The sequence below is a fragment of the Comamonas flocculans genome, from assembly GCF_007954405.1.
In the GTDB taxonomy this organism is placed as follows: Bacteria; Pseudomonadota; Gammaproteobacteria; order Burkholderiales; family Burkholderiaceae_C; genus Comamonas_C; species Comamonas_C flocculans.
Genome location: NZ_CP042344.1, coordinates 311,829 through 331,435, shown reverse-complemented (window position 1 = coordinate 331,435; position 19,607 = coordinate 311,829). Strand labels below are relative to the sequence as shown.

Annotated in this window: 22 protein-coding genes and 1 pseudogene; 8 read left to right on the top strand and 15 right to left on the bottom strand. The window is 69.3% G+C overall.

The window, feature by feature from the left end; all coding sequences use genetic code 11:
* Positions 1–7: 7 nt before the first annotated feature.
* A complete protein-coding gene (gene dnaG, locus FOZ74_RS01715; RefSeq protein WP_146911424.1) occupies positions 8–1,900 on the bottom strand; it encodes a DNA primase in 1,893 nt (630 codons plus the stop codon).
* A gap of 89 nt (positions 1,901–1,989) precedes the next feature.
* Between dnaG and FOZ74_RS01710 the strand changes: the two genes are divergently transcribed.
* Positions 1,990–3,633, top strand: coding sequence for an acyl-CoA synthetase (locus FOZ74_RS01710; RefSeq protein ID WP_146911421.1), 1,644 nt, complete (start codon positions 1,990–1,992; stop codon positions 3,631–3,633).
* 24 nt (positions 3,634–3,657) lie between these two features.
* On the opposite strand, the gene FOZ74_RS01705 is transcribed toward FOZ74_RS01710, so the two are convergent.
* A complete protein-coding gene (locus tag FOZ74_RS01705) occupies positions 3,658–4,500 on the bottom strand; it encodes a TlpA family protein disulfide reductase (RefSeq protein WP_146911419.1) in 843 nt (280 codons plus the stop codon).
* A 73-nt stretch (positions 4,501–4,573) separates the two neighbouring features.
* Between FOZ74_RS01705 and FOZ74_RS01700 the strand changes: the two genes are divergently transcribed.
* Together FOZ74_RS01700 and rlmD are read left to right on the top strand one after the other, a co-directional pair.
* Positions 4,574–4,891 (top strand): hypothetical protein, encoded by a 318-nt coding sequence (locus FOZ74_RS01700; protein WP_255437731.1) that lies wholly within the window; start codon positions 4,574–4,576, stop codon positions 4,889–4,891.
* A 124-nt stretch (positions 4,892–5,015) separates the two neighbouring features.
* The gene (rlmD, locus tag FOZ74_RS01695; RefSeq protein ID WP_146911417.1) at positions 5,016–6,449 is read left to right on the top strand and encodes a 23S rRNA (uracil(1939)-C(5))-methyltransferase RlmD; all 1,434 of its coding nucleotides are present in this window, start codon (positions 5,016–5,018) and stop codon (positions 6,447–6,449) included.
* A gap of 33 nt (positions 6,450–6,482) precedes the next feature.
* Here the strand turns inward: rlmD and FOZ74_RS01690 are convergent, their stop codons facing one another.
* The gene (locus FOZ74_RS01690; protein WP_146911415.1) at positions 6,483–6,866 is read right to left on the bottom strand and encodes a hypothetical protein; all 384 of its coding nucleotides are present in this window, start codon (positions 6,864–6,866) and stop codon (positions 6,483–6,485) included.
* A gap of 92 nt (positions 6,867–6,958) precedes the next feature.
* The gene (locus FOZ74_RS01685; protein WP_146911414.1) at positions 6,959–7,654 is read right to left on the bottom strand and encodes a Bax inhibitor-1 family protein; all 696 of its coding nucleotides are present in this window, start codon (positions 7,652–7,654) and stop codon (positions 6,959–6,961) included.
* Positions 7,655–7,875: 221 nt separating this feature from the next.
* Between FOZ74_RS01685 and FOZ74_RS01680 the strand changes: the two genes are divergently transcribed.
* Positions 7,876–8,283: a heme-binding protein gene (locus FOZ74_RS01680; protein WP_146911412.1), complete on the top strand. Its 408-nt coding sequence runs from the start codon at positions 7,876–7,878 to the stop codon at positions 8,281–8,283.
* A gap of 18 nt (positions 8,284–8,301) precedes the next feature.
* Here FOZ74_RS01680 and FOZ74_RS01675 read toward each other — a convergent pair whose 3' ends face one another.
* The 5 genes from FOZ74_RS01675 to FOZ74_RS01655 form a co-directional block, all read right to left on the bottom strand.
* Positions 8,302–8,712 (bottom strand): ExbD/TolR family protein, encoded by a 411-nt coding sequence (locus tag FOZ74_RS01675; protein ID WP_146911410.1) that lies wholly within the window; start codon positions 8,710–8,712, stop codon positions 8,302–8,304.
* Positions 8,713–8,716: 4 nt separating this feature from the next.
* A complete protein-coding gene (locus FOZ74_RS01670; protein ID WP_146911408.1) occupies positions 8,717–9,433 on the bottom strand; it encodes a MotA/TolQ/ExbB proton channel family protein in 717 nt (238 codons plus the stop codon).
* A gap of 10 nt (positions 9,434–9,443) precedes the next feature.
* Positions 9,444–10,199, bottom strand: a complete 756-nt coding sequence (locus FOZ74_RS01665; protein WP_146911406.1) for an energy transducer TonB — start codon at positions 10,197–10,199, stop codon at positions 9,444–9,446.
* Positions 10,200–10,272: 73 nt separating this feature from the next.
* Positions 10,273–10,500 carry a (2Fe-2S)-binding protein gene (locus FOZ74_RS01660; RefSeq protein ID WP_146911404.1) on the bottom strand — a complete coding sequence of 76 codons (228 nt, stop codon included), beginning with the start codon at positions 10,498–10,500 and terminating at the stop codon, positions 10,273–10,275.
* A 124-nt stretch (positions 10,501–10,624) separates the two neighbouring features.
* Positions 10,625–10,912, bottom strand: a complete 288-nt coding sequence (locus FOZ74_RS01655) for an SWIB/MDM2 domain-containing protein (protein WP_146911403.1) — start codon at positions 10,910–10,912, stop codon at positions 10,625–10,627.
* Between the two features lie 193 nt (positions 10,913–11,105).
* On the opposite strand from FOZ74_RS01655, the gene rraA reads away from it, so the two are divergent.
* Entirely contained in the window at positions 11,106–11,624 is a 519-nt protein-coding gene (gene rraA / locus FOZ74_RS01650; RefSeq protein WP_146911400.1) for a ribonuclease E activity regulator RraA, read from the top strand.
* On the opposite strand, the gene FOZ74_RS01645 is transcribed toward rraA, so the two are convergent.
* From FOZ74_RS01645 to FOZ74_RS01635, 3 genes are read right to left on the bottom strand one after another with little or no spacing between them, the layout of a single operon-like run.
* Positions 11,599–12,540 carry a DMT family transporter gene (locus FOZ74_RS01645; protein ID WP_146911399.1) on the bottom strand — a complete coding sequence of 314 codons (942 nt, stop codon included), beginning with the start codon at positions 12,538–12,540 and terminating at the stop codon, positions 11,599–11,601. The two genes, rraA and FOZ74_RS01645, sit on opposite strands and share 26 nt — an antisense overlap.
* On the bottom strand, positions 12,537–14,471 hold the full coding sequence (gene mnmC, locus FOZ74_RS01640; RefSeq protein WP_146911397.1) for a bifunctional tRNA (5-methylaminomethyl-2-thiouridine)(34)-methyltransferase MnmC2/FAD-dependent 5-carboxymethylaminomethyl-2-thiouridine(34) oxidoreductase MnmC1: 1,935 nt from the start codon (positions 14,469–14,471) through the stop codon (positions 12,537–12,539). The genes FOZ74_RS01645 and mnmC overlap by 4 nt, the downstream gene beginning before the upstream one ends.
* Before the next feature lie 8 nt (positions 14,472–14,479).
* Positions 14,480–15,487 (bottom strand): D-2-hydroxyacid dehydrogenase family protein, encoded by a 1,008-nt coding sequence (locus FOZ74_RS01635; protein WP_146911395.1) that lies wholly within the window; start codon positions 15,485–15,487, stop codon positions 14,480–14,482.
* Between the two features lie 135 nt (positions 15,488–15,622).
* On the opposite strand from FOZ74_RS01635, the gene FOZ74_RS01630 reads away from it, so the two are divergent.
* Together FOZ74_RS01630 and FOZ74_RS01625 are read left to right on the top strand one after the other, a co-directional pair.
* Positions 15,623–16,384 (top strand): 2OG-Fe dioxygenase family protein, encoded by a 762-nt coding sequence (locus FOZ74_RS01630; protein ID WP_146911394.1) that lies wholly within the window; start codon positions 15,623–15,625, stop codon positions 16,382–16,384.
* A gap of 47 nt (positions 16,385–16,431) precedes the next feature.
* On the top strand, positions 16,432–16,872 hold the full coding sequence (locus tag FOZ74_RS01625) for a universal stress protein (RefSeq protein WP_146911392.1): 441 nt from the start codon (positions 16,432–16,434) through the stop codon (positions 16,870–16,872).
* A gap of 14 nt (positions 16,873–16,886) precedes the next feature.
* Here FOZ74_RS01625 and FOZ74_RS01620 read toward each other — a convergent pair whose 3' ends face one another.
* Together FOZ74_RS01620 and FOZ74_RS01615 are read right to left on the bottom strand one after the other, a co-directional pair.
* Positions 16,887–17,351 carry a DUF192 domain-containing protein gene (locus tag FOZ74_RS01620; RefSeq protein ID WP_146911390.1) on the bottom strand — a complete coding sequence of 155 codons (465 nt, stop codon included), beginning with the start codon at positions 17,349–17,351 and terminating at the stop codon, positions 16,887–16,889.
* An 85-nt stretch (positions 17,352–17,436) separates the two neighbouring features.
* Positions 17,437–17,685, bottom strand: coding sequence for a hypothetical protein (locus tag FOZ74_RS01615; protein ID WP_146911388.1), 249 nt, complete (start codon positions 17,683–17,685; stop codon positions 17,437–17,439).
* A gap of 195 nt (positions 17,686–17,880) precedes the next feature.
* On the opposite strand from FOZ74_RS01615, the gene icd reads away from it, so the two are divergent.
* The gene (gene icd / locus FOZ74_RS01610; protein ID WP_146911386.1) at positions 17,881–19,140 is read left to right on the top strand and encodes an NADP-dependent isocitrate dehydrogenase; all 1,260 of its coding nucleotides are present in this window, start codon (positions 17,881–17,883) and stop codon (positions 19,138–19,140) included.
* 182 nt (positions 19,141–19,322) lie between these two features.
* Here icd and FOZ74_RS01605 read toward each other — a convergent pair.
* Positions 19,323–19,585: pseudogene (locus FOZ74_RS01605) on the bottom strand (nucleotidyl transferase AbiEii/AbiGii toxin family protein); the annotation flags it as partial.
* Between the last annotated feature and the right edge of the window lie 22 nt (positions 19,586–19,607).

Below are 19,607 nucleotides of genomic sequence, written 5' to 3'. Positions count from 1 at the left end.
AGAGCCGTCAAGCCGGCTTGTTTTCCTGTGCCGCGCCGCCGGCGGGTGGGCCGTTCTTGAGTTCCCGGCGGCGCTCCTCGAGCCGGCGGTAGCGCGCCAGCGCCGTCGGGTCGCTGGCGCTGGCGGCGATCAGCGCGTTCTGCTCGCGCTCGATGTTTTCGATGTGCATGCGCGCGAGCAGGTCCTGCAGCTCGGCGCGCAGTTCGGCCTCGTCGCCCTCGGTCTGCGCGTGCGAGCCGGTCATGATGCGCTGCGCCAGCGGTTCGCACGCATGGCCCTGCAGGGCGGGGCCCAGTTGCGCCCAGGGCAGCACGCCGCGTTCATGCCACTGGTCTTCGAGCCAGAGGAACAAGGTGCCATGCGGCGCGGGCAGATCGGCCAGAGCCTGGCGGTCCTCGGCGTCCAGGGCGTGCAGAAAGGCCATGTGCGACAGCAGCAGGCGCAGGGCGTGGTCGCTGCGCCTGCGCCCGGGCGTGCGCGGCAGCGGCGCCTGGGTGCGCACGCGCGCACCGGGGCTGCGCGGGCCGCGCCAGTCGTTGTCCTTGCGCCAGGAGCGATATCCAGTGGAATCGGCTTCAAAACCTTGCCCCGTCTGCGCAAGATGCTCCTTTGCCCATAGCGATTCGAGCTGCTCTGGCGCGATCTGGCCACGCTCGGCGAACTGGGTCAGCAGCTGGGGCTTGAGCGCACCTTCGGGCAGCGCGGCCCACAGCGGCTGGGCCTTGCTCAGCATGTGGGCGCGGCCCTCGGCGGTGCCCAGGTCGCAGCCTTCGCTGGCGGCCTGCAGCATGAAGCGCGACAGCGGTAGCGCGTCGCCCACCAGGCGGGCGAAGGCGTCGTGGCCGAAGCTGCGCACGTAGCTGTCCGGGTCGTGCTCGGGCGGCAGGAAGAGGAACTTGACCGAGCGCGTGTCGCCCGCGTGGGGCAGGGCGGCATCCAGCGCCTTGCGCGCGGCGCGCCGACCGGCCTCGTCGCCGTCGAAGCTGAACACCACCTGCTCGCTGAAGCGAAACAGCTTGTGCACGTGCTCGGGCGTGCAGGCCGTACCCAGGGTGGCCACCACGTTGCCGAAACCGAGTTGCGCCAGCGCCACCACGTCCATGTAGCCTTCGGTGACGAGCACGTAGCCGGCCTCGCGGATCGCCTGGCGTGCCTCGAACAGGCCGTAGAGCTCGCGCCCCTTGTGGAACACCGGCGTCTCGGGCGAGTTGAGGTATTTGGGCTTCTCGTCGCCCAGCACCCGCCCGCCGAAGCCTATGCATTCGCCCTTGAGGTTGCGGATGGGGAACATCACGCGCTCGCGAAAGCGGTCGTAGCGCCGTCCGTCTTCCTCGCTCTCGATGACCAGGCCGCTTTGCACCAGCAGCGGGCTGTCGTATTCGGCAAACACGCTGGCCAGGCCATGCCAGCCGCCGCCGGCCCAGCCCAGGGCGTAGCGCTTGGCGATGGCGCCGCTCACCCCGCGCCCCTTGAGGTAGGCGATCGCCTGCGCCGCCGTGCGCAGTTGCGCGCAATAGGCCCGGGCGGCGCGTGCGAGCACTTCGCTGAGCGTGGCCTGCTGCTGGCGCTGGGCCTGGGCGCGCTCGCGCTCCTGGGGGGAGCGCTCTTCCTCGGGCAGCTGCAGGCCGGCGTGCTGGGCCAGGTCCTGCACCGCCTCGCGAAACCCCATGCCCTGGCTTTCCATCAGAAAGCCGATGGCGTTGCCGCTGCGCCCGCAGCCGAAGCAGTGAAAGAACTGCTTGGACGGGCTGACGCTGAACGAGGCCGATTTTTCCGAATGGAAGGGGCACAGGCCCATGTAGTTGGCGCCGCTCTTCCTGAGCTGCACGTAGCGGCCGACGACCTCGACGACGTCGGTGCGCTCGATCAACTCCTGGAGGAAAGACTGGGGGATGGCCACGCCGTCGATTTTGGCGCATGCACCGCCCGCGGGGTGGCGCGCAAGGGGCGGGCTCTGCTTTAATAGCCCGATCCCGCGACGGAGGCCCCATGAGCATTTTCGAGCAGAACCTGGAGCGCAACAGCGCCAATTTCGCGCCGCTGACCCCGCTGTCCTTCATCGAACGCACGGCCGAGATCTACCCCGAGCGCCTGGCCATCGTGCATGGCGAGCTGCGCCAGAGCTGGGCCGAGACCCATGCGCGCTGCCGCCAGCTCGCCAGCAGCCTGCGCCGCGCCGGCATAGGCAGGAACGACACCGTGGCGGTGATGCTGCCCAACGTGCCGCCCATGGTGGAGGCGCACTTCGGCATCCCGATGGCGGGCGCGGTGCTCAACGCGCTGAACACCCGGCTTGACCCTGAAACCGTGGCCTTCATGCTGGACCACGGCGAGGCCAGGGCGGTCATCGTCGATCCGGAATTCACCCCGGTGATGGCCAAGGCGCTGGCGCTGCGCAAGCGGGCCGCGCCCATCCTGGTGATCGAGACCGAGGATGCGCTCTACGGCCCGCCCGCGCAGTCGCTGGGCGGCACGCCCTACGAGGCCTTCATCGCCGCGGGCGACCCCGGCTTCGCCTGGCAGTGGCCGCTGGACGAGTGGGATGCGATTGCGCTGAACTACACCAGCGGCACCACGGGCAACCCCAAGGGCGTGGTCTACCACCACCGCGGCGCCTGCACCAACGCCATCAGCAACGTGCTGGAGTGGGACATGCCCAAGCACAGCGTCTACCTGTGGACGCTGCCGATGTTCCACTGCAACGGCTGGTGCTTTCCGTGGACGGTGGCCGCGCGCGCGGGCGTGAACGTCTGCCTGCGCCGTGTGGAGGCGCAGGCGATCTTCGACGCCATCCGTGAGCATGGCGTCACGCACTACTGCGGTGCGCCCATCGTGCAGTCGTTGCTGGTCAATGCCCCGGCGGCGATGAAAGAGGGCGTGCCCCCCGGCGTCAAGGCCATGGTGGCGGGCGCCGCGCCGCCGGCGGCGCTGATCGAGGGCATGGAGCAGATGGGGTTCGATCTGACGCACGTCTATGGCCTGACCGAGGTCTATGGCCCGGCGACCGTCTGCGCCAAGCAGGACGACTGGGCGCAGCTGGACGTCGGCGAGCGCGCGCGCCTGAACGCCCGCCAGGGCGTGCGCTACCACCTGCAGCGCGCCGCGCGCGTGCTCGACCCCGAGACCATGCAGCCCGTGCCCATGGATGGCGAAACCATGGGCGAGATCATGTTCCAGGGCAACATCACGATGAAGGGCTACCTCAAGAACCCGAAAGCGACCGAGGAGGCCTTCGCGGGCGGCTGGTTTCATTCGGGCGACCTGGCGGTGCAGTACCCCGACGGCTACATCAAGATCAAGGACCGCAGCAAGGACATCATCATCTCGGGCGGCGAGAACATCTCCTCGATCGAGGTGGAAGACGTGCTCTATCGCCATCCGGCGGTGATGGCCGCCGCCGTGGTCGCGCGCCCCGACCCCAAGTGGGGCGAGACGCCCTGCGCCTTCGTCGAGCTCAAGGCGGGAGCGAGCGCCACGGCCGAGGAGATCGTTGCGCACTGCCGCCAGCACCTAGCGGGCTTCAAGCTGCCGCGCGCCGTGGTGTTTGGCGAGCTGCCCAAGACCAGCACCGGCAAGATCCAGAAGTTCGAGCTGCGCCAGCGCGCGGGCTCGTTGTCGGCGATCGACGTGTAGCGTGGCCCCACGCGCCGCGGGTGCTCAGCGGCCCGCGGTAGCCAGGCGCAGGCGCTCGGCCAGCGTGGCCGCGGAAAGCTCGCCCACGCGCGCGGCCACGAGCCGGCCCTGGGCGTCGTAGAACAGCGTGGTGGGCAGGGCGCGCAGGCCCAGGCCGTGGCTCAGGGTGGAGTCGGCATCGAGCAGCACGCTGCCCGCGGGCAGGCCTTGCTGCTGAGCGTAGCGGCCGGCCTTGAATTTGTCCTCGCCCTGGTTGATCCAGAGAAAGCGCACCTGGGGCTGCTCGCGGCTGGCCTGCAGCAGCACCGGCATCTCGCGCCGGCAGGGCGGGCACCAGGTGGCCCAGAAGTTCAGCACCACCGGCTGGCCCTTGAGGGCGGACAGCGCCAGCACGCTGCCGTCCAGGGCATCGCCCTGCCAGTCGGGCAGGTCGGCGAGCGCCGTGGCTGGCGGCTCCACGCCCGCGGGCGGCCCCTGGTGCAGCCAGAGCCAGCCGCTGCCCCAGAGCGCCAGCGCGGCGAGCGTGCCCACGCTGACCGTTGCGCGCCAGCGGTTGGTGCTGGCCCACAGGAAGAGCAGGTAGCTGATCGCCATGCTCAGGCCCCACCACGGCGACCAGCCGCCGTCGCGCACGTCCAGGACGCCCCAGGGCGCGGCCGCGTATTCGCGGGCGAACGCCAGCACGTAGCCCACGCGTGCGGCCAGCAGGATGGCCAGCAGCATCAGCCAGCTGTGGTGCATGCCCGCGCCCAGGCCGCGCCGGCGCGCCAGGCCTTCGTGCAGCAGCGAGCCCAGCAGCCAGGCGAGCATCAGCAGCAGCATGCTCCAGGGCAGGGCCAGCGGCCCGAGGGCCAGGGTGCGTTCCATGGCGCGCGAGTATGCACGAGCGGCAAAGCGCGCAATAATGATCCGGTTCCCAAGACCACGGCAGGAGGGCGGCATGGTTCACATTCGTTTGGCGCTGGCGCTGGCCGTCCTGGCGCTGGCCATGCCGGCGGCCCAGGCCGCCTGCTACGTGGTCTACGGGCCCGACCAGCAGGTGGTGTACCGGGCGCAGCACCCGCCGGTGGACATGTCGCGCCCGCTGCATGAAACCCTGCCGCGGGTGGCGCCCGGGGGCAGCATGGTGTTTTCGCTGGACAACTTCGGCTGCGAGCTCACGGTGAACCGGCTGCCGCTCAAGGCCAGTGCCAAGGCGCCGGCGCGCGGCGCCAGAAAGAACCAGCGCAAGGCCGCAGCCGCAGGCGCCGCTTCCTGAGCGGCGCGCGGCCTGCACGGGGCGGGGTGCGCTCCGCGGGTGTGGGCCAGGCCGCCCGGCCGCGCCGGAATTTTTCTTCTGCGCTGGCGCGCCGCCGCCACCGGCTTTGCGACAATCGGTGCGCATGAGCGCAGCCAAGCCGAACCTCCCCGAAACCCCCGCCGACTGGCTTGAGGTCACTTCCATGGACATGGAGGCCCAGGGCGTTGCGCACCGCGGCGACGGCAAGGTGGTGTTCATCGACGGCGCGCTGCCCGGAGAGCTGGTGAGCGCGCGCACGCGGCGCAGCAAGAACCAGTGGGAGCAGGCCGATCTGACCGAGATCCACCGCGAGTCCAGCCTGCGCACCCGGCCGCCGTGTCCGCATTTCGGCCTGCATGTCGGCGCCTGCGGCGGCTGCAAGATGCAGCACCTGGACGCGGCGGCGCAGGTGGCGATGAAGCAGCGGGTGCTGGAAGACAACCTCTGGCATCTGGGCAAGGTCCGGCCACAGACCGTGCTGCCCGCCATCCACGGCCCCGCCTGGGGCTACCGCTACCGCGCGCGCCTGGCGGTGCGCCACGTGCTCAAGAAGGACACGGTGCTGGTCGGCTTTCATGAACGCAGGAGCCGCTACATCGCCGACATGCAAACCTGCAAGATCCTGCCGCCGCATGTGGATGCGCTCTTGCTGCCGCTGCGTGCGCTGGTCGCCTCGCTGGCCGCGCGCGACACCTGCCCGCAGATCGAGCTGGCCTGCGGCGACGCGTTCACGGTGCTGGTGCTGCGCCACCTCGAGCCGCTGTCGCCCGCGGACCAGGAGCTGCTGCGTGCCTTCGGCCAGGCGCATGGCGTGCAGTGGTGGCTGCAGCCCAAGGGGCCGGACACGGCCCACCCCATGGATGAAGGCGCCGCGCCGCTGAATTACCGGCTGCCCGAATTCGGCATCACCATCGCCTTTCGACCGACCGATTTCACCCAGGTCAACCCGCAGATCAACCGCGTGCTGGTGGGCCGTGCGCTGGCGCTGCTCCAGGCCGGGAGGACGGACCGGGTGATCGACTGGTTCTGCGGCCTGGGCAATTTCACCCTGCCGATCGCCACGCGCGCGGGCAGCGTGCTGGGCGTGGAGGGCAGCAGCGCGCTGATTGCGCGTGCACGAGAAAATTTTGCATCAAATCAGGCCCAAAGGCTTGCTGGGCAAGCGCTGGCAGCTACGGAATTTGAGGTAAAGAACCTGTTCGAGATCACGCCTTCCGAGCTCGTGGCCTACGGCAGCGCCCGGCGCTGGCTGGTCGATCCGCCGCGCGAAGGGGCGTTTGCCCTGGTCAAGGCCCTGGCGGACATCCACCAGGCCCGGCTGCAGGCCGAAGGCGCGCCGCCGCTGCCCGTGGCTGCGCAGGACTGGCAGCCGCCCGAGCGCATCGTCTACGTGAGCTGCAACCCCGCCACGCTGGCGCGCGACGCCGGCCTGCTGGTGCACCAGGCGGGCTACCGCTGCAAGGCCGCGGGGGTGGTCAACATGTTTGCGCACACTGCGCACGTCGAGAGCATGGCGGTGTTCGAGCGCGCCGCCTGAGCGCGCCGGCGGGCAGCGGGCCGCGGGCGCGGATCAGCCGCGGCTGCGCGCGCCGGATCGGGCGGGGGCATCGTCCTCGTCCGCGTCGTCGCTGCGGGCGGCGGGCTTGCCCGTCTGGGTCAGCACCGAGGGCACGGCTTCGACCTTGTTTTCGCGCATGTACTGGTCCATCTCCTTCCAGCCGGCGAAGATCTGCGCCTTGGCCGCCTTGGGGTTGAGCGTGTAGCAGTCTTCCAGCCCGCGCATGGCAAAGCGGCAGGCGCCGCCTATGGCCTGCGCTTCGGCGCTGCGCGCGAGCTCGCGCGGGTCCGGCCCCAGGCCCGGGATGTCGCAGCCGGCCAGCGACAGCAGGCCGCTGGCCACCAGCGCCCAGCGGGCGGGGGCGGCGGTGCGGTGGAAGCGGCGGCGCGTGGGCATGCCTTCATTATCGGCAGCCGCGCGCGATTGTTGAGCCCCAAGAAAAAGCCCCGCCGGGGCGGGGCTGCGGGCTGGCGCGCTGCCAGGCCGTATCAGTCGTTGCTGCCGCCGAAGATGCCCAGCAGCGCCAGCAGGCTCTGGAACACGTTGAACATGTCCAGGTACAGGGCCAGCGTGGCGCTGATGTAGTTGGTCTCGCCGCCGTCGAGCACGCGCTTGATGTCGTAGAGCATGAAGGCGCTGAAGATGCCGATCGCGGCCACCGAGATCGCCATCACGCCGGCCGTGGAGCCGACGAAGACGTTGATCGCCGCGCCCACCACCAGCACCAGCGCGCCGACGAAGAGCCACTTGCCCAGGCCCGTGAGGTCGCGCTTGATCACGCTGGCCAGGCTCGCCATCACGAAGAACACGCCCGCCGTGCCGGCGAAGGCCGTCATGATGAGGCTGGCGCCGTTGCTCATGCCCAGCACCAGGCCGATCAGGCCCGAGAGCATCAGCCCCATGAAGAAGGTGAAGGCGAGCAGCACCGCCACGCCCTTGCCCGAATTCTTGGTCTTTTCGATGGCGAACATGAAGGCGAAGGCGCCGCCGAGAAAGACGATCAGCCCCACGCCGCCGCGCAGGCTCTGCATGATGCCGGTGGCCACGCCCACCCAGGCGCCGAGCACCGTGGGCACCAGGCTGAGTGCAAGCAGCCAGTAGGTATTGCGCAGGACGCGATGGCGCTCCTGTGCCGACAGGCCATAGCCAGCGGCGGAGCCCATGCGGGTGATTTCAGTGTTCATGGTGTCGACCTCCTTGAATCGGCAACGGTAGGACGCCTCGGGGCGTATGGCTGTGATTCTACGTGGCGACGAAAGTGCCCGATGCAAGAGCTCGCCAGGCCCGCCAGATTGCGCCATCCGGAGGCAAGACTGTTTTGCCCGCGCCCGCCTGCCCCTTCGGGGTGCACGCGGCTATGCTGTACCTCCGGTTTCATTTCACTTGCAAAAAAAGAGAGCACACCATGAAGACACAAGCCACGCTGGAGTTGTCCGACATCAAGCAGATCGCCGCCGCCGCCGAGGCCGAGGCGCTGCGCAACGGCTGGGCCGTGGCCATCGCGATTGCCGACGCGGGCGGGCACCCGCTGTGGCTGCAGCGCCTCGACGGCTGCGCGCCGATGGCCGCCTACGTGGCACCGGCCAAAGCGCGCTCGGCCGCGCTGGGGCGGCGCGAGACGAAGAATTTCGAGGAAATGATCAACAACGGCCGCACTTCCTTCCTCTCGGTGCCCGAACTCCAGGCCCTGATGGAGGGCGGCGTGCCCATCGTGAAGGACGGCCAATGCATAGGCGCCGTGGGGGTGAGCGGCGTCAAGTCGATGCAGGACGCGCAGATTGCCCAGGCCGGCATCGCCGCCCTGGGTCTGTGAGACGGCGGCGCCCGCCGCCTATTCGCTCGGGTCGGTGACGAAGCCAATCTTGCGCACGCCCGCGCGCTGCGCCGCCGACATGGCCTTGGCCACGCGGTCGTAGCGCACATCCTTGTCGCCGCGGATGTGCAGGTCGGGCTGCGGGTCCTTGGCCGCTTCCTGGCGCAGCCGCGCTTCCAGCTCGTCGTCGGCGATGTCGCTCTCGTTCCAGTGGTACTTGCCGTCGGCGGTGATCGACAGGCGGATGGTCTCGGGCTGCACCACCTCCTTCTGGCTCACGGCGCGCGGCAGGTCCACCGGCACCGCATGCTTCATCACCGGAATGGTGACGATGAAGATGATGAGCAGCACCAGCGTGACGTCCACCAGCGGCGTCACGTTGATCTCGTTCATCACCTCGTCGGTATCGTCCTGCGTTCCGAAGGACATGGCTTCACCCCTTCTTCATCGGCAACACGTTGCCCGACTCGCCCGGCAGGCTCACGCGCGCGCCGGTGACGAAGTAGGCATGCAGGTCGTGGGCGAAGCTGGCGAGCTGGTTGAGGATGGACTTGTTGCCGCGCACCAGGGCGTTGTAGCCCAGCACCGCCGGGATCGCCACCGCCAGGCCCAGCGCGGTCATGATGAGGGCCTCGCCGATGGGCCCGGCCACCTTGTCTATGGTGGAAGCGCCGGTCGCGCTGATGGCCATCAAGGCGTGGTAGATGCCCCAGACCGTGCCGAACAGCCCGATGAAGGGCGAGGTCGAGCCGATGGACGCCAGGATCGCCAGCCCCGACTGGATGCTCGCGGTGAACTCGTCGATGCAGTTGCGCAGGCAGCGCGTGAGCCAGTCGCTCACGTCCAGCGTGTCGTGCAGGTGCGCCTGGGTGTTGCGGTGGTGCGCGGTGGCCTCGCGCGCCTCCAGCGCCAGGTAGAGGAAGGGGTTGCCGGGGTTGCTGCCCAGCTTGGTCAGGCCTGCGGCGAAGTCCTCGCTGTGCCAGAAGTCGCGGGCGTTGCGCGCATCGCGCTTGAAACGCACGATGTTCATGGTTTTGACCAGGATCACGATCCAGGTGAGCAGCGACATGACGAGCAGGATCGCGGCGGTTGCCCGCGTCACGAAGTCGCCCTGTTCCCAGAGGTGCCAGAGGCCGAGTTGAGTTTCCATGGGGGTTCTTCTAGTAGGTCAGGACAAAATTGATCGGTTGCAGATGCCACATGGCCTCCGCCACGCCGCCGCGCGTGCCGGGCACGAAGCGCCAGCGCAGCACGGTCTTGACGGCCGCCTGGTCGAGCCGCTCGTAGCCGCTCGATTCCTTGACTTCCACCTTCTGCGGCAGGCCGTCGGTGCCGATGAGCACGCGCAGCACCACCAGCCCCTGCTCGTTCAGGCGGCGACTGATCGCCGGGTACTGCGGTGGCGGGTTGTTCAGGTAGCTGGCGTTGCTCGACGGCGCGACCACCGCGGGTGGTGCCGGCGGCGCCGGGGGGGCGGGCGGCGGCGGCGCCACGGGCGCGAGCATGGGCGGCGCGGGGGGCTGGGGTTCGATCACGCCCACGGGCGCGTCCGCGGCCGGCGTGGGGTCGGCAATGGCCAGCGGCATCGGTGCGGGCTTGGGCGCCGGCGCCTTGGGTTTGGGCGGGCTGGGTGCGTGGCGCACCGGTGGGGGCGCCGGCGCTGGAGGCACGGGGGGGGGAGGCGGTGCGGGCCTGGGCGGTTGCGGCGGTGGCGGGGCCGGGGGTTGCGGCGCGGGTGCCGGCGGCGAGATGAATTCGCTGAGCACCTGCACGGGCACGACGATCTGCACCGCCTCGCGCAGCAGGCCGGTCTGCAGCGCCCAGATCGCCAGGGCGTGCGCCACCACCACGGAGCCGACGACGGCCGCCGTGCGCGCGTTGCCGCGCGCCTGCGCATAGTGCTCGAAATGACTCATTTAAAAATAGCTGCTGGCGCTTGCCCATCAAGGGTTTGCGCCAGATTTGATTGCAATCTCGCGGTGCGGCGATTCAGAGCGCGGCAAGCGGGTGCTCGGCACCGTCGTGCACGGTATTGTGCAATGCCGCAACCGGGTGGGCGCTGCAGCACTGGTCCGCCAGCTCGCGTGCCGTCTGCTCGCAGCAGCCGCACTGGGTGGCGACGCCGAGTTCCAGCTGGATTTCGTCAAAGCTCAGTCCGGCGCGCGCATGGCGTGCGATCTCGCGGTCGGAAATGCGGTGGCAGACACAAACGATCATGGTGGCAACTGGCCCAAAGCCCTGTGGGTTGCAAGTATAAATGAGAATTCATCGCATTCAAATAGTTTCTTCGGGCACAAAAAAACCGGCTCGCGCCGGTCTTTGTCGCAGGGGCTGCAGACGCTCAGCTCACGTGCTTGCCGATCAGGCCGGCGAGCTCGAACATCGAAACCTGCGGCTTGCCGAACAGCGCCTTGAGCTTGGCGTCGGCATTGATCATGCGCTTGTTCTTCGCGTCCTGCAGGTTGTGGGCCTTGATGTAGACCCACAGCTGCTTGACGATCTCGGTGCGCGGCAGAGGCTTGTTGCCGATCACGGCAGCCAGCGCGGCGTCGGGGGTGAGCGGCTTCATGAAAGCGGCGTTGGGGGTGCGCTTCTTGGCGGCGGGAGCCTTCTTGCTTGCGGTTGCCATGTGTCGGTAGTCCTTGTCTTGTCCATGAGAAAGCCAGTGCTTGGCAGCGACTGAACCGGGCACGGATACTAGCGGGAAAAGCCCGCTTGCCAAGTCGGCAGGCGACTTTTTGTGCTCCTGCGGCCCCTGGGTGCGGCGAACGGGCAACAGCCGGGGCAAAATGCGCCGGTTTGCACTTGACCGAACCGTCCCCATGACTGCCGCCGCCGCCACGCCCGCATTCCCCGCCACCTGCGATCTCTGCGATGCCCGCCGGGGCGACACCAGCGGCGCGTTTCGCGTGCTGGCGCCGGTGTTCCGGCACTTCGGTGCGCGCAGCGCGTTCCACGGACCGGTGGCGACGATCAAGTGCTTCGAGGACAACTCCCTGGTGCGCGAGGCGGTGCAGCGTCCGGGCGAGGGCCGGGTGCTGGTGGTGGACGGCGGTGCCTCGCTGCGCCGGGCGCTGGTGGGCGGCAATCTGGCGGCCGCTGCGGCGCGCAATGGCTGGGCCGGCATCGTCGTGGACGGCTGCGTGCGCGACGTGGCCGAGCTGCAAGCGCTGGCGCTGGGCATCCGCGCGCTGGCGCTCGTGCCCATGGCCACCGACAAGCGCGGCGCGGGCGAAGCCGACGTGCCGGTGCAGATCCAGGGCACCTGGGTGCGCCCCGGCGACTGGCTCTATGCCGACGCCGACGGCATGGTGGTCAGCGAGCGGGCGATGCACGCCTGAACCGCGGCCGGCGCGCCGTGGCCAGCACCACGCTGGCCATGGCCAGCGCAAACGCCAGCCATTGCAGCGCGCCCATGGATTCGCCGAGCGCAAGCACCCCCACCAAGGCTGCGCTCAAGGGCAGGAAGGTAGTGAAGATGCCGGCCTGCGAGGCAGGCACCGTGGACAGGCCCGTCATCCACAGCCAGACGCTCCACACGCACGCTGCCAGCGCGTAGAACAGCAGCAGCAGCCAGTGCGGCCAGGAGACGGCGGAAAAATCGAACTGCCAGGCCAGCCACAGGCCCGCCGGCGTGGCCAGCACGAAGCCCCAGAGGTTCATCAGGGCGCAGATGCGCCGTGGTCCGAGCGAGGCGGTCAGGCGCTTGCCTATCACCGAATAGGCCGCCTCGCAGCACGAGGCCGCCAGCAGCAGCACGCCGCCGAGCCAGCGCGTGCCCGTGCTCGGCGTGCTGGCCAGCTCGGCAGGCATGGGCGCCGCCGGCTTGCCGAGCGCAAACAGGGCGATGCCGGCCACCGCCAGCGCGATCGCCAGCCCGGTGCGCGCGGCGATGCGCTCGCCGAGGAAGAACCGGCTCAGCAATGCCACCCACGCGGGGATGGAGGCCATGATGACGCCGGCGGTGCTCGCGCTCGTCAGGCTCACGCCATAGATCATCAGCACGGTGAACAGGAAGTTGCCCAGCAGCGCGTTCAGGAACAGCAGGCCCCTGGCGTGCGGGCTCAGCGCCGGTTCGTCCATCGGCTTGCGCAGCCAGCCAAGCATGGCCAGCGCACCCAGGCCGAAGCGCAGCCATGCCAGCAGCATCACCGGAAACACCAGCGCCAGCGGCTTGGACAGCGCGACGTAGGTGCCGACGAGCGACATGCTCAGCGCCAGGCAGGCAAAGGCGGCGGGACGCGAGAGTGGACTCATGCGTCGGCGTGGGCGGCGGCGGGCGGCACCGTTGGCAGAAAGCGCTCGGACATCAGCGCGCGAGCGAGCGCCGCGTCCAGCGGCAGCGGCTCGCCATGCAGCCGGGCGGCGAGCAGTTCGGCGCACAGGCTGGCCAGCGTCGCGCCGCGTGCGCCCAGGCCGGTGCACACCCACAGCCCGGGCTGGCGCGCCGCATCCAGCGGGCCAACGAGCGGCAGGTGGTCGGGCAGGCTGCAGCGCACGCCGGACCAGGCACGCAGGCCGGCGCCGCCGCCCGCAAAGAGCGGTGCGAGCGCCGACGCGAGCGCTGGCAGCAGGAGCGACAGCTTGGCGAAATTGGCTTCGTGCCCGGCTTTGATTTCGACCGGCGTGAGCGGCAGGCGGTCCTGCCCGCGCTCGAAGGTAGAGCCGCAGACCCAATGGGGCGCCGCGTCGCCTGCCGGGCCCGGGACCAGCATGCCGTGGCCATTGACCGGCTGACCGGGCCAGGGGACGTTGTCCTTGCCAGGCAGGCGTGCTCCCAGGCTGCACATGCCGCGCACCGGCTGCAACGGCAGTGCAGCGGCCTGCGGGCCCAGCGCGCCGCTTGCCGCGCCTGCGCACACCACCACCAGATCCGCCTCGCCGAGCAGCCGGCCCCTGGCGTCCAGCAGGCGCCAGCGCGCGTGCGCTTCGGCCGAGGCTTCGATGCGCGCGATGTCGGAGTGCGTCTGCAGCTTGACGCCCGCTTGCGCCAGCAACCGCTCGATCAGCGCCTGCGGGCGCAGCCAGCCTGCGCCGGAATGCCAGAGCGCGCTGGCCTGCGCCGGCAGCCAGGCCTGGGCGCGTTGCCTTGCGTCGGCCGGGGCGCTCCAGTGCCGCCATTCGGGGCTGTCGCCCGGCAAGCGGGCGCTTTCGCCCACCCGGTGTTCGAGGACGCCGCCCAGCGCCCAGTCGGTGCCCTGCAGGTCGCCCGCATGCTGGTGCAGCGCCAGCTGCAGCGCGCGCAGCCCGGCGCGCGACAGGCGCGAGATCAAGCTGTCGTCGGGCGAGACATGGGGCGCGGCGATAGCGGCGGGCACGCCCGAAGCACCACTGGCCGCGCCGGCGCCGCGTTCATGCACCGTCACGCGCCAGCCGCGGCGGACCAGGCTGTCGGCCACGGAGGCACCGGCCAGGCCGGCGCCGACCACGGCGCATTCGCGTCCCTGCGCCAGCGTGGTGGCCGGCAGCGCGGCTCGAACCGGGTGCGGCTGCCAGGGCGGCTCGTAGCTGCCTCTGAGGTTTTCGCGCTTGGGCGGCACGCCCTCGGCGATGTGCAGCGCAAAGCCGCAGCGCGCCAGCGTCTCGCGCACGCTGTGCGCGGTGCACCAGGTCGCGATGCGCGCGCCGCGCCGGCAACTGCGCGCCACGGCCTTGAGCGTGTGCTCGCTCCACATGCGCGGGTTCAGGCGCGGCGCAAACCCGTCCAGGTACACGCAGTCCGCCTGCAGCCGCTGCGCGCGCAGCATGCGCTGCGCGTCTCCCACCAGCACGGTGAGCAGCACCCGCCCGTGTTCGAAGGCCAGGCGCTGCACCCCCGGCGTCATGCCCCGGTACTGCGCGGCCAGCTGCGCCGCCAGCGCCTGCAGCGCGGGCTCGGGCGGCGTGGCGCGCAGCAGCGCCTCGGGCGCCACGGGCCAGGCCTCGCAGGAGGTGAAATGCAGCAGCTGGGGGCGCGCAGGGTCCTTGCGCCAGGCGTCCCAGGTGACGAGGAAGTTCAGCCCCAGCCCGAAGCCGGTTTCAAGCACGTGCCACTGCGCGCGGCCGGCCCAGGCCTGCGGCAGCTCGCAGCCCGCCAGAAACGTGCCGCGCGCCTGCGGCAGGCCGTGGCCGGCGCGGCTGTGGTAGCGATCGCCAAAGCGCGCGCTGGCGGGCGTGCCGTCGTCAAGCCAGAGCAGGGGTTCGGCCATGGCCGGGTTCAGCGGCGCATCTGCAGCGCGCCGGGGTTGACGACATTGGTGGGCGTGCCCTTGATGTAGTTGACCACGTTGTCGAACGCCGCCCCGAAGTACAGCTCGTAGTTGTCCTGCTCGACGTAGCCGATGTGCGGCGTGCAGATGCAGTTTTCCAGGCGCAGCAGCGCATGGCCCTGCAGGATGGGTTCGCTCTCGAACACGTCGATCGCGGCCATGCCGGGGCGCCCGCGGTTGAGCGCGGCGATCAATGCGTCGGGCTGCAGCAGTTCGGCGCGCGCGGTGTTCACGAGTACCGCGGTGGGCTTCATCAGCGACAGGTCTTCCAGCGTGATCTGGTGCAGGGTCTCGGGCGTGAGCCGCAGGTGCAGGGAGACCACGTCGCACTGCTCGAAGAACTCGGCGCGGGTGCCCGCCGCCTGGTAGCCGTCTGCCAATGCGCGGGTGCGCGAGGCCTCGCTGCCCCAGACGCGCACGTTCATGCCGAAGGCGCGTGCGTAGCCGGCCACGATCTGGCCGATCTGGCCATAGCCCCAGATGCCCAGGGTGCGCCCGCGCAGCACCTGGCCGAGGGCGAAGTTGGGCGGCATCGACGCCGAACGCAGCCCTGCCTGCTGCCACGCGCCGTGCTTGAGGTTGGCGATGTAGTGCGGCAGGCGGCGCATGGCCGCCATCAGCAGCGCCCAGGTCAGCTCCGCCGGCGCCACCGGAGAGCTGCTGCCTTCGGCCACCGCAATGCCGCGCTCGGTGCAGGCGGCCAGGTCGATGTGCGGGCCGACGCGGCCGGTCTGGGCGATGAACTTGAGCCGCGGCAGTTTTTCGATCAGCGGACGGCTGATGTGGGTGCGCTCGCGTATCAGCACGATGACCTCTGCGTCGCGCAGGCGCACGGACAGCTGGCCCAGGCCTTTGACGGTATTGGTGTACACCTTGGCCGAGTGGTGGGCCAGGCGCTCTGCGCAGCGCAGCTTGCGTACGGTGTCCTGGTAATCATCCAGGATGACGATATTCATGTCGGGCAAAGAATCAACGGCGGCAAAACAGTCCCCCGCTCGCGCCACCGGCGGGCGGCGGGGAAACCTCGGAAAGACGCTCGATTGTCGTTGATGCGCATCGGGCCGCCCCGCCTTGCCGTAAGCTCTGGCGCCATGGCGGTCACCGATTTTTCACCCCCTTACGCTCCGGCCACGGCGCTTGCGCGCCGCTTGCGCGAGCGCGGCTATGCCGTGCTTGCGCCCTGCGACGTCGCCCGCTGGCTGCATCTGCCTCTTGCCGACCTGGCCGCGCTGCAGCCCGACTGGGACGATCTGCCGCCCGACGCCTACCTCAAGGACGCCGGGCGCTACCGTCGCCGGCGCCATTCCTGCTTCGTGGTGCAGGGGGGTCTGAGCATGCAGGTGCCGCACCGCGCGCACTGGCAGCCGGTCGAATACAACGCGTTGCACGGCGGCATGTTGCGCTGGTTTGCCCCCATGCTCGACGCGACCGTGGCGCTGGTGCAGTGGCACCGGCTGCTGCAGGCGCTGGCCGCGCTGGCGCAAAAGGCCTGGTTGCCGCCGGAGGCGGCGCCCGCGCGCTGGTGTGTGGAGGCGCACCAGTTTCGCATCGACACCGCCGGCGGCCTGGGCCGCCCCACGCCCGAGGGCGCGCACCGCGATGGCGTGGACCTGGTGGCCGTCTTTCTGGTGGCGCGCGAGCGCATCAAGGGCGGGGAGACGCGCATCTTCGAGGCGCAGGGCCCGGCGGGCCAGCGCTTCACGCTGAGCGAGCCATGGTCGGTGCTGCTGCTCGACGATGCGCGCATGATCCACGAGACCACGCCGATCCAGCCCACGGGTGATTTCGGCTGGCGCGATACCCTGGTGCTGACCTGCCGGCGCGGGCATTTCCTGGGCGAGGATGGTCAATAATCATCAAGCGCAACGACTGCGGCCGCCGGCCGCGAAAGGAGCACCCCATGTTCAAGCACATTCTGGTTCCGGTCGATGGTTCCGACACCTCGATGAATGCGGTTGCACGCGCCGCCGCGCTGGCTCAGGCGTTCGCCAGCGAAGTGACGCTGCTGTACGTGATCGACCCTTACCCGTTTACCGGGGTCGGCGCGGACTTTGCCTATGGCCAGGCGCAGTATCTGACCGCCGCCAACGCCGAAGCGAATGCGGCACTGGACGCCGCGCGCGCGCTGGTGGAAAAGACCGGTGTGGCCCGGGTCAACACCGTGGTCGGCGAGGGCCACACGGTGCATGACGGCGTGCTCAATACCTGCAAGAGCACCGGTGCCGACCTGGTGGTCATGGGTTCGCACGGCCGCCGCGGGCTGGAAAAGCTGGTGCTGGGCAGCGTCACCCAGCGGGTGCTGGGCGTCGTGCGGGTGCCGGTGCTGGTCGTGCACGACTGAAGCGCGCTGGCGCTTCAGCGGCCATCAAACGGCGGCCCTGAGAGACGGCTGCCGCTCGCCAGTCCCTTGCGGGCGAACCAGCCCTGGTTCATCTCCAGCACGTAGCGCACCGGCCTGGTCGAGCAGTGCGCGTCCTCGGTCTGCGGCTGCATGTCCGCAAGGTTCACGATGCGCCCGTCGTCGGCGATGAACGCGGCCGTCAGCGGCAGCAGCGTGTCCTTCATCCAGAAGCACTGCACGCCCGCTTCTTCGAAGACGAAGAGCATGCCCTCGTGTTCGGGCATCTGGCGCCTGTGCATCAGTCCGATCTGGCGCTGCTGCGCGGTTGCAGCGACCTGGGCATCGATGCGGTGGATGCCGGCCTGCAAGGCCACGCGCGTGAGCGAAGTCTGCGGCTGCTGCCCCGACTGCGCCGACGCGAGGGCGGCCAGGGCGAAGCCGGCCAATAGACAGAGAAGACGCGAAGCGGTGGCAAACATGGAGCGACCCGTAAAAAAGCCCGCAAGGATCATACGTTGCGGGCTTTGCTCGCCCGACCCGCGGCGGGGCGGACGCGGCGCTGCGTCAGGCGGCGGATTTGGCAGCCCTCTTGGCAGGGCGCTTGGCCTGCTTCTTGGCAGCCTTCCTGTGGGCCTTGGCCGCCTTCCGGGTCTTGGCCTTGGGCGCCGCAGTATCCGCAGGCGCTGTTGCAGCAGGGGCGAGCGGTGCAGCGGCGGCGGAAGGTGCCACGGGCTCGGTGGGCGCGGTCTGGTTCTGGGCGGCGGCGCCAAAGGCGATGAGGCTGGAAGCGAGGAGCGCGAAAACTTGTTTCATGGTGCTGATGTCCTGGTTGCAAAGTGCAGCGCGAGACGCCGCGTTGCGCAAGCTTGAACGGCCGCGCTCGCGCCGGGGTTGACGGCGCGCAGGGTTTTCTTCACTAGAATTTGACGCGTTCCGGGCCAGCGCGACCTTGTGCGTCGCGCGGGCCCGGTCACGGGTTTCGCGCTCACAAGGGGGAGAAGCACGCGCATGAGCAGTTTCCAGCACATCCAGGTGCCCGCGCAGGGCAGCAAGATCACCGTCAACGCCGACATGTCGCTTGTGGTGCCCGATGAGCCCGTCATTCCCTTCATCGAAGGCGACGGCACCGGAGTGGACATCACGCCGGTGATGATCAAGGTGGTGGATGCGGCCGTGGCCAAGGCCTACGACGGCCGACGCAGGATCCACTGGATGGAGGTGTATGCAGGCGAGAAGGCCACGCGCGTCTACGGTCCCGACGTCTGGCTGCCCGAAGAGACGCTGGTGGCGCTCAAGGACTACGTGGTCTCCATCAAGGGGCCGCTGACCACGCCGGTGGGGGGCGGCATACGCTCGCTCAACGTGGCGCTGCGCCAGGAGCTGGACCTCTACGTCTGCCTGCGCCCGGTGCAGTATTTCCGGGGCGTGCCCAGCCCGGTCAAGGCGCCCGAGAAGGTCAACATGGTGATCTTCCGGGAGAACTCGGAGGACATTTACGCCGGCATCGAATGGCCCGCGCGCAGCGAGCAGGCGCAAAAGCTCATCCGCTTCCTGCAGGGCGAGATGGGCGTGACCAAGATCCGCTTTCCGCAGACCTCGGGCGTGGGCGTCAAGCCGGTGTCCGTCGAAGGGACCGAGCGCCTGGTGCGCAAGGCCATCCAGTACGCGATAGACAACGACAAGCCCAACGTGACGCTGGTGCACAAGGGCAACATCATGAAGTACACCGAGGGCGGGTTTCGCGACTGGGGCTATGCGCTGGCCCAGCGCGAATTCGGTGCCGAGCCAATCGATGGCGGCCCCTGGTGCAAGTTCAGGAACCCGAAGACCGGCAAGGACATCGTCGTCAAGGACGCGATTGCCGACGCCTTCCTGCAGCAGATCCTGCTGCGCCCGGCCGAATACAGCGTGATCGCCACGCTCAACCTCAACGGCGACTACATCAGCGACGCGCTGGCGGCGCAGGTTGGCGGCATAGGCATCGCTCCGGGGGCGAACATGAGCGACTCGGTGGCCTGCTTCGAGGCCACGCATGGCACGGCGCCCAAGTACGCGGGCAAGGACTACGTCAACCCGGGTTCGGAGATCCTGAGCGCCGAGATGATGCTGCGCCACATGGGCTGGGTCGAGGCCGCGGACCTGATTCTGAGTGCGATGGAAAAGGCCATCCTGAGCAAGCGCGTGACCTACGACTTCGCCCGCCTGATGGAGGGCGCGAAGCAGGTCAGCTGCTCGGGTTTTGGCCAGGTGATGATCGATCACATGTAATCTCGTTTTGCCCCGATGTTCCGGGCGGCAAGAAAGTCCTGTTCTCCCATGAGATCGGGGCTATTTTGTTGTCTGGTGTTGCTCGAAGTTGGGTGGCGTGGCGGCTCCATGGCTCCATGATGCAGATACGGAGCCAGGCGGGCGACTTCTCGTCGTCGTCGCCTTCATGGAGCCACCCATGACAGATCCGGGATCAGCTTGCGGATGTCGCAGGTCAGGTCGAGGTCTTCGGAGAAGCGGTCGATGACCGTGTAGACCTTGGACAGCGACGTGCCGCCCTTGAAAGTCAAGTCGGCCGACAGTGGCGGGCTGAACAGGGCGCGCAGCGTCCACACCACCCACACGTCCTTTTCGAGCAGATGACCGGGCGGCCGCTTTCAGCGCGCCCGTGTTCGAGCGCTTAGCGTCGATCTTTCCTGGTGAGGGAGAAGAAGTGCTCAGCCATGCGCGGCTTCCGTACCGATGGC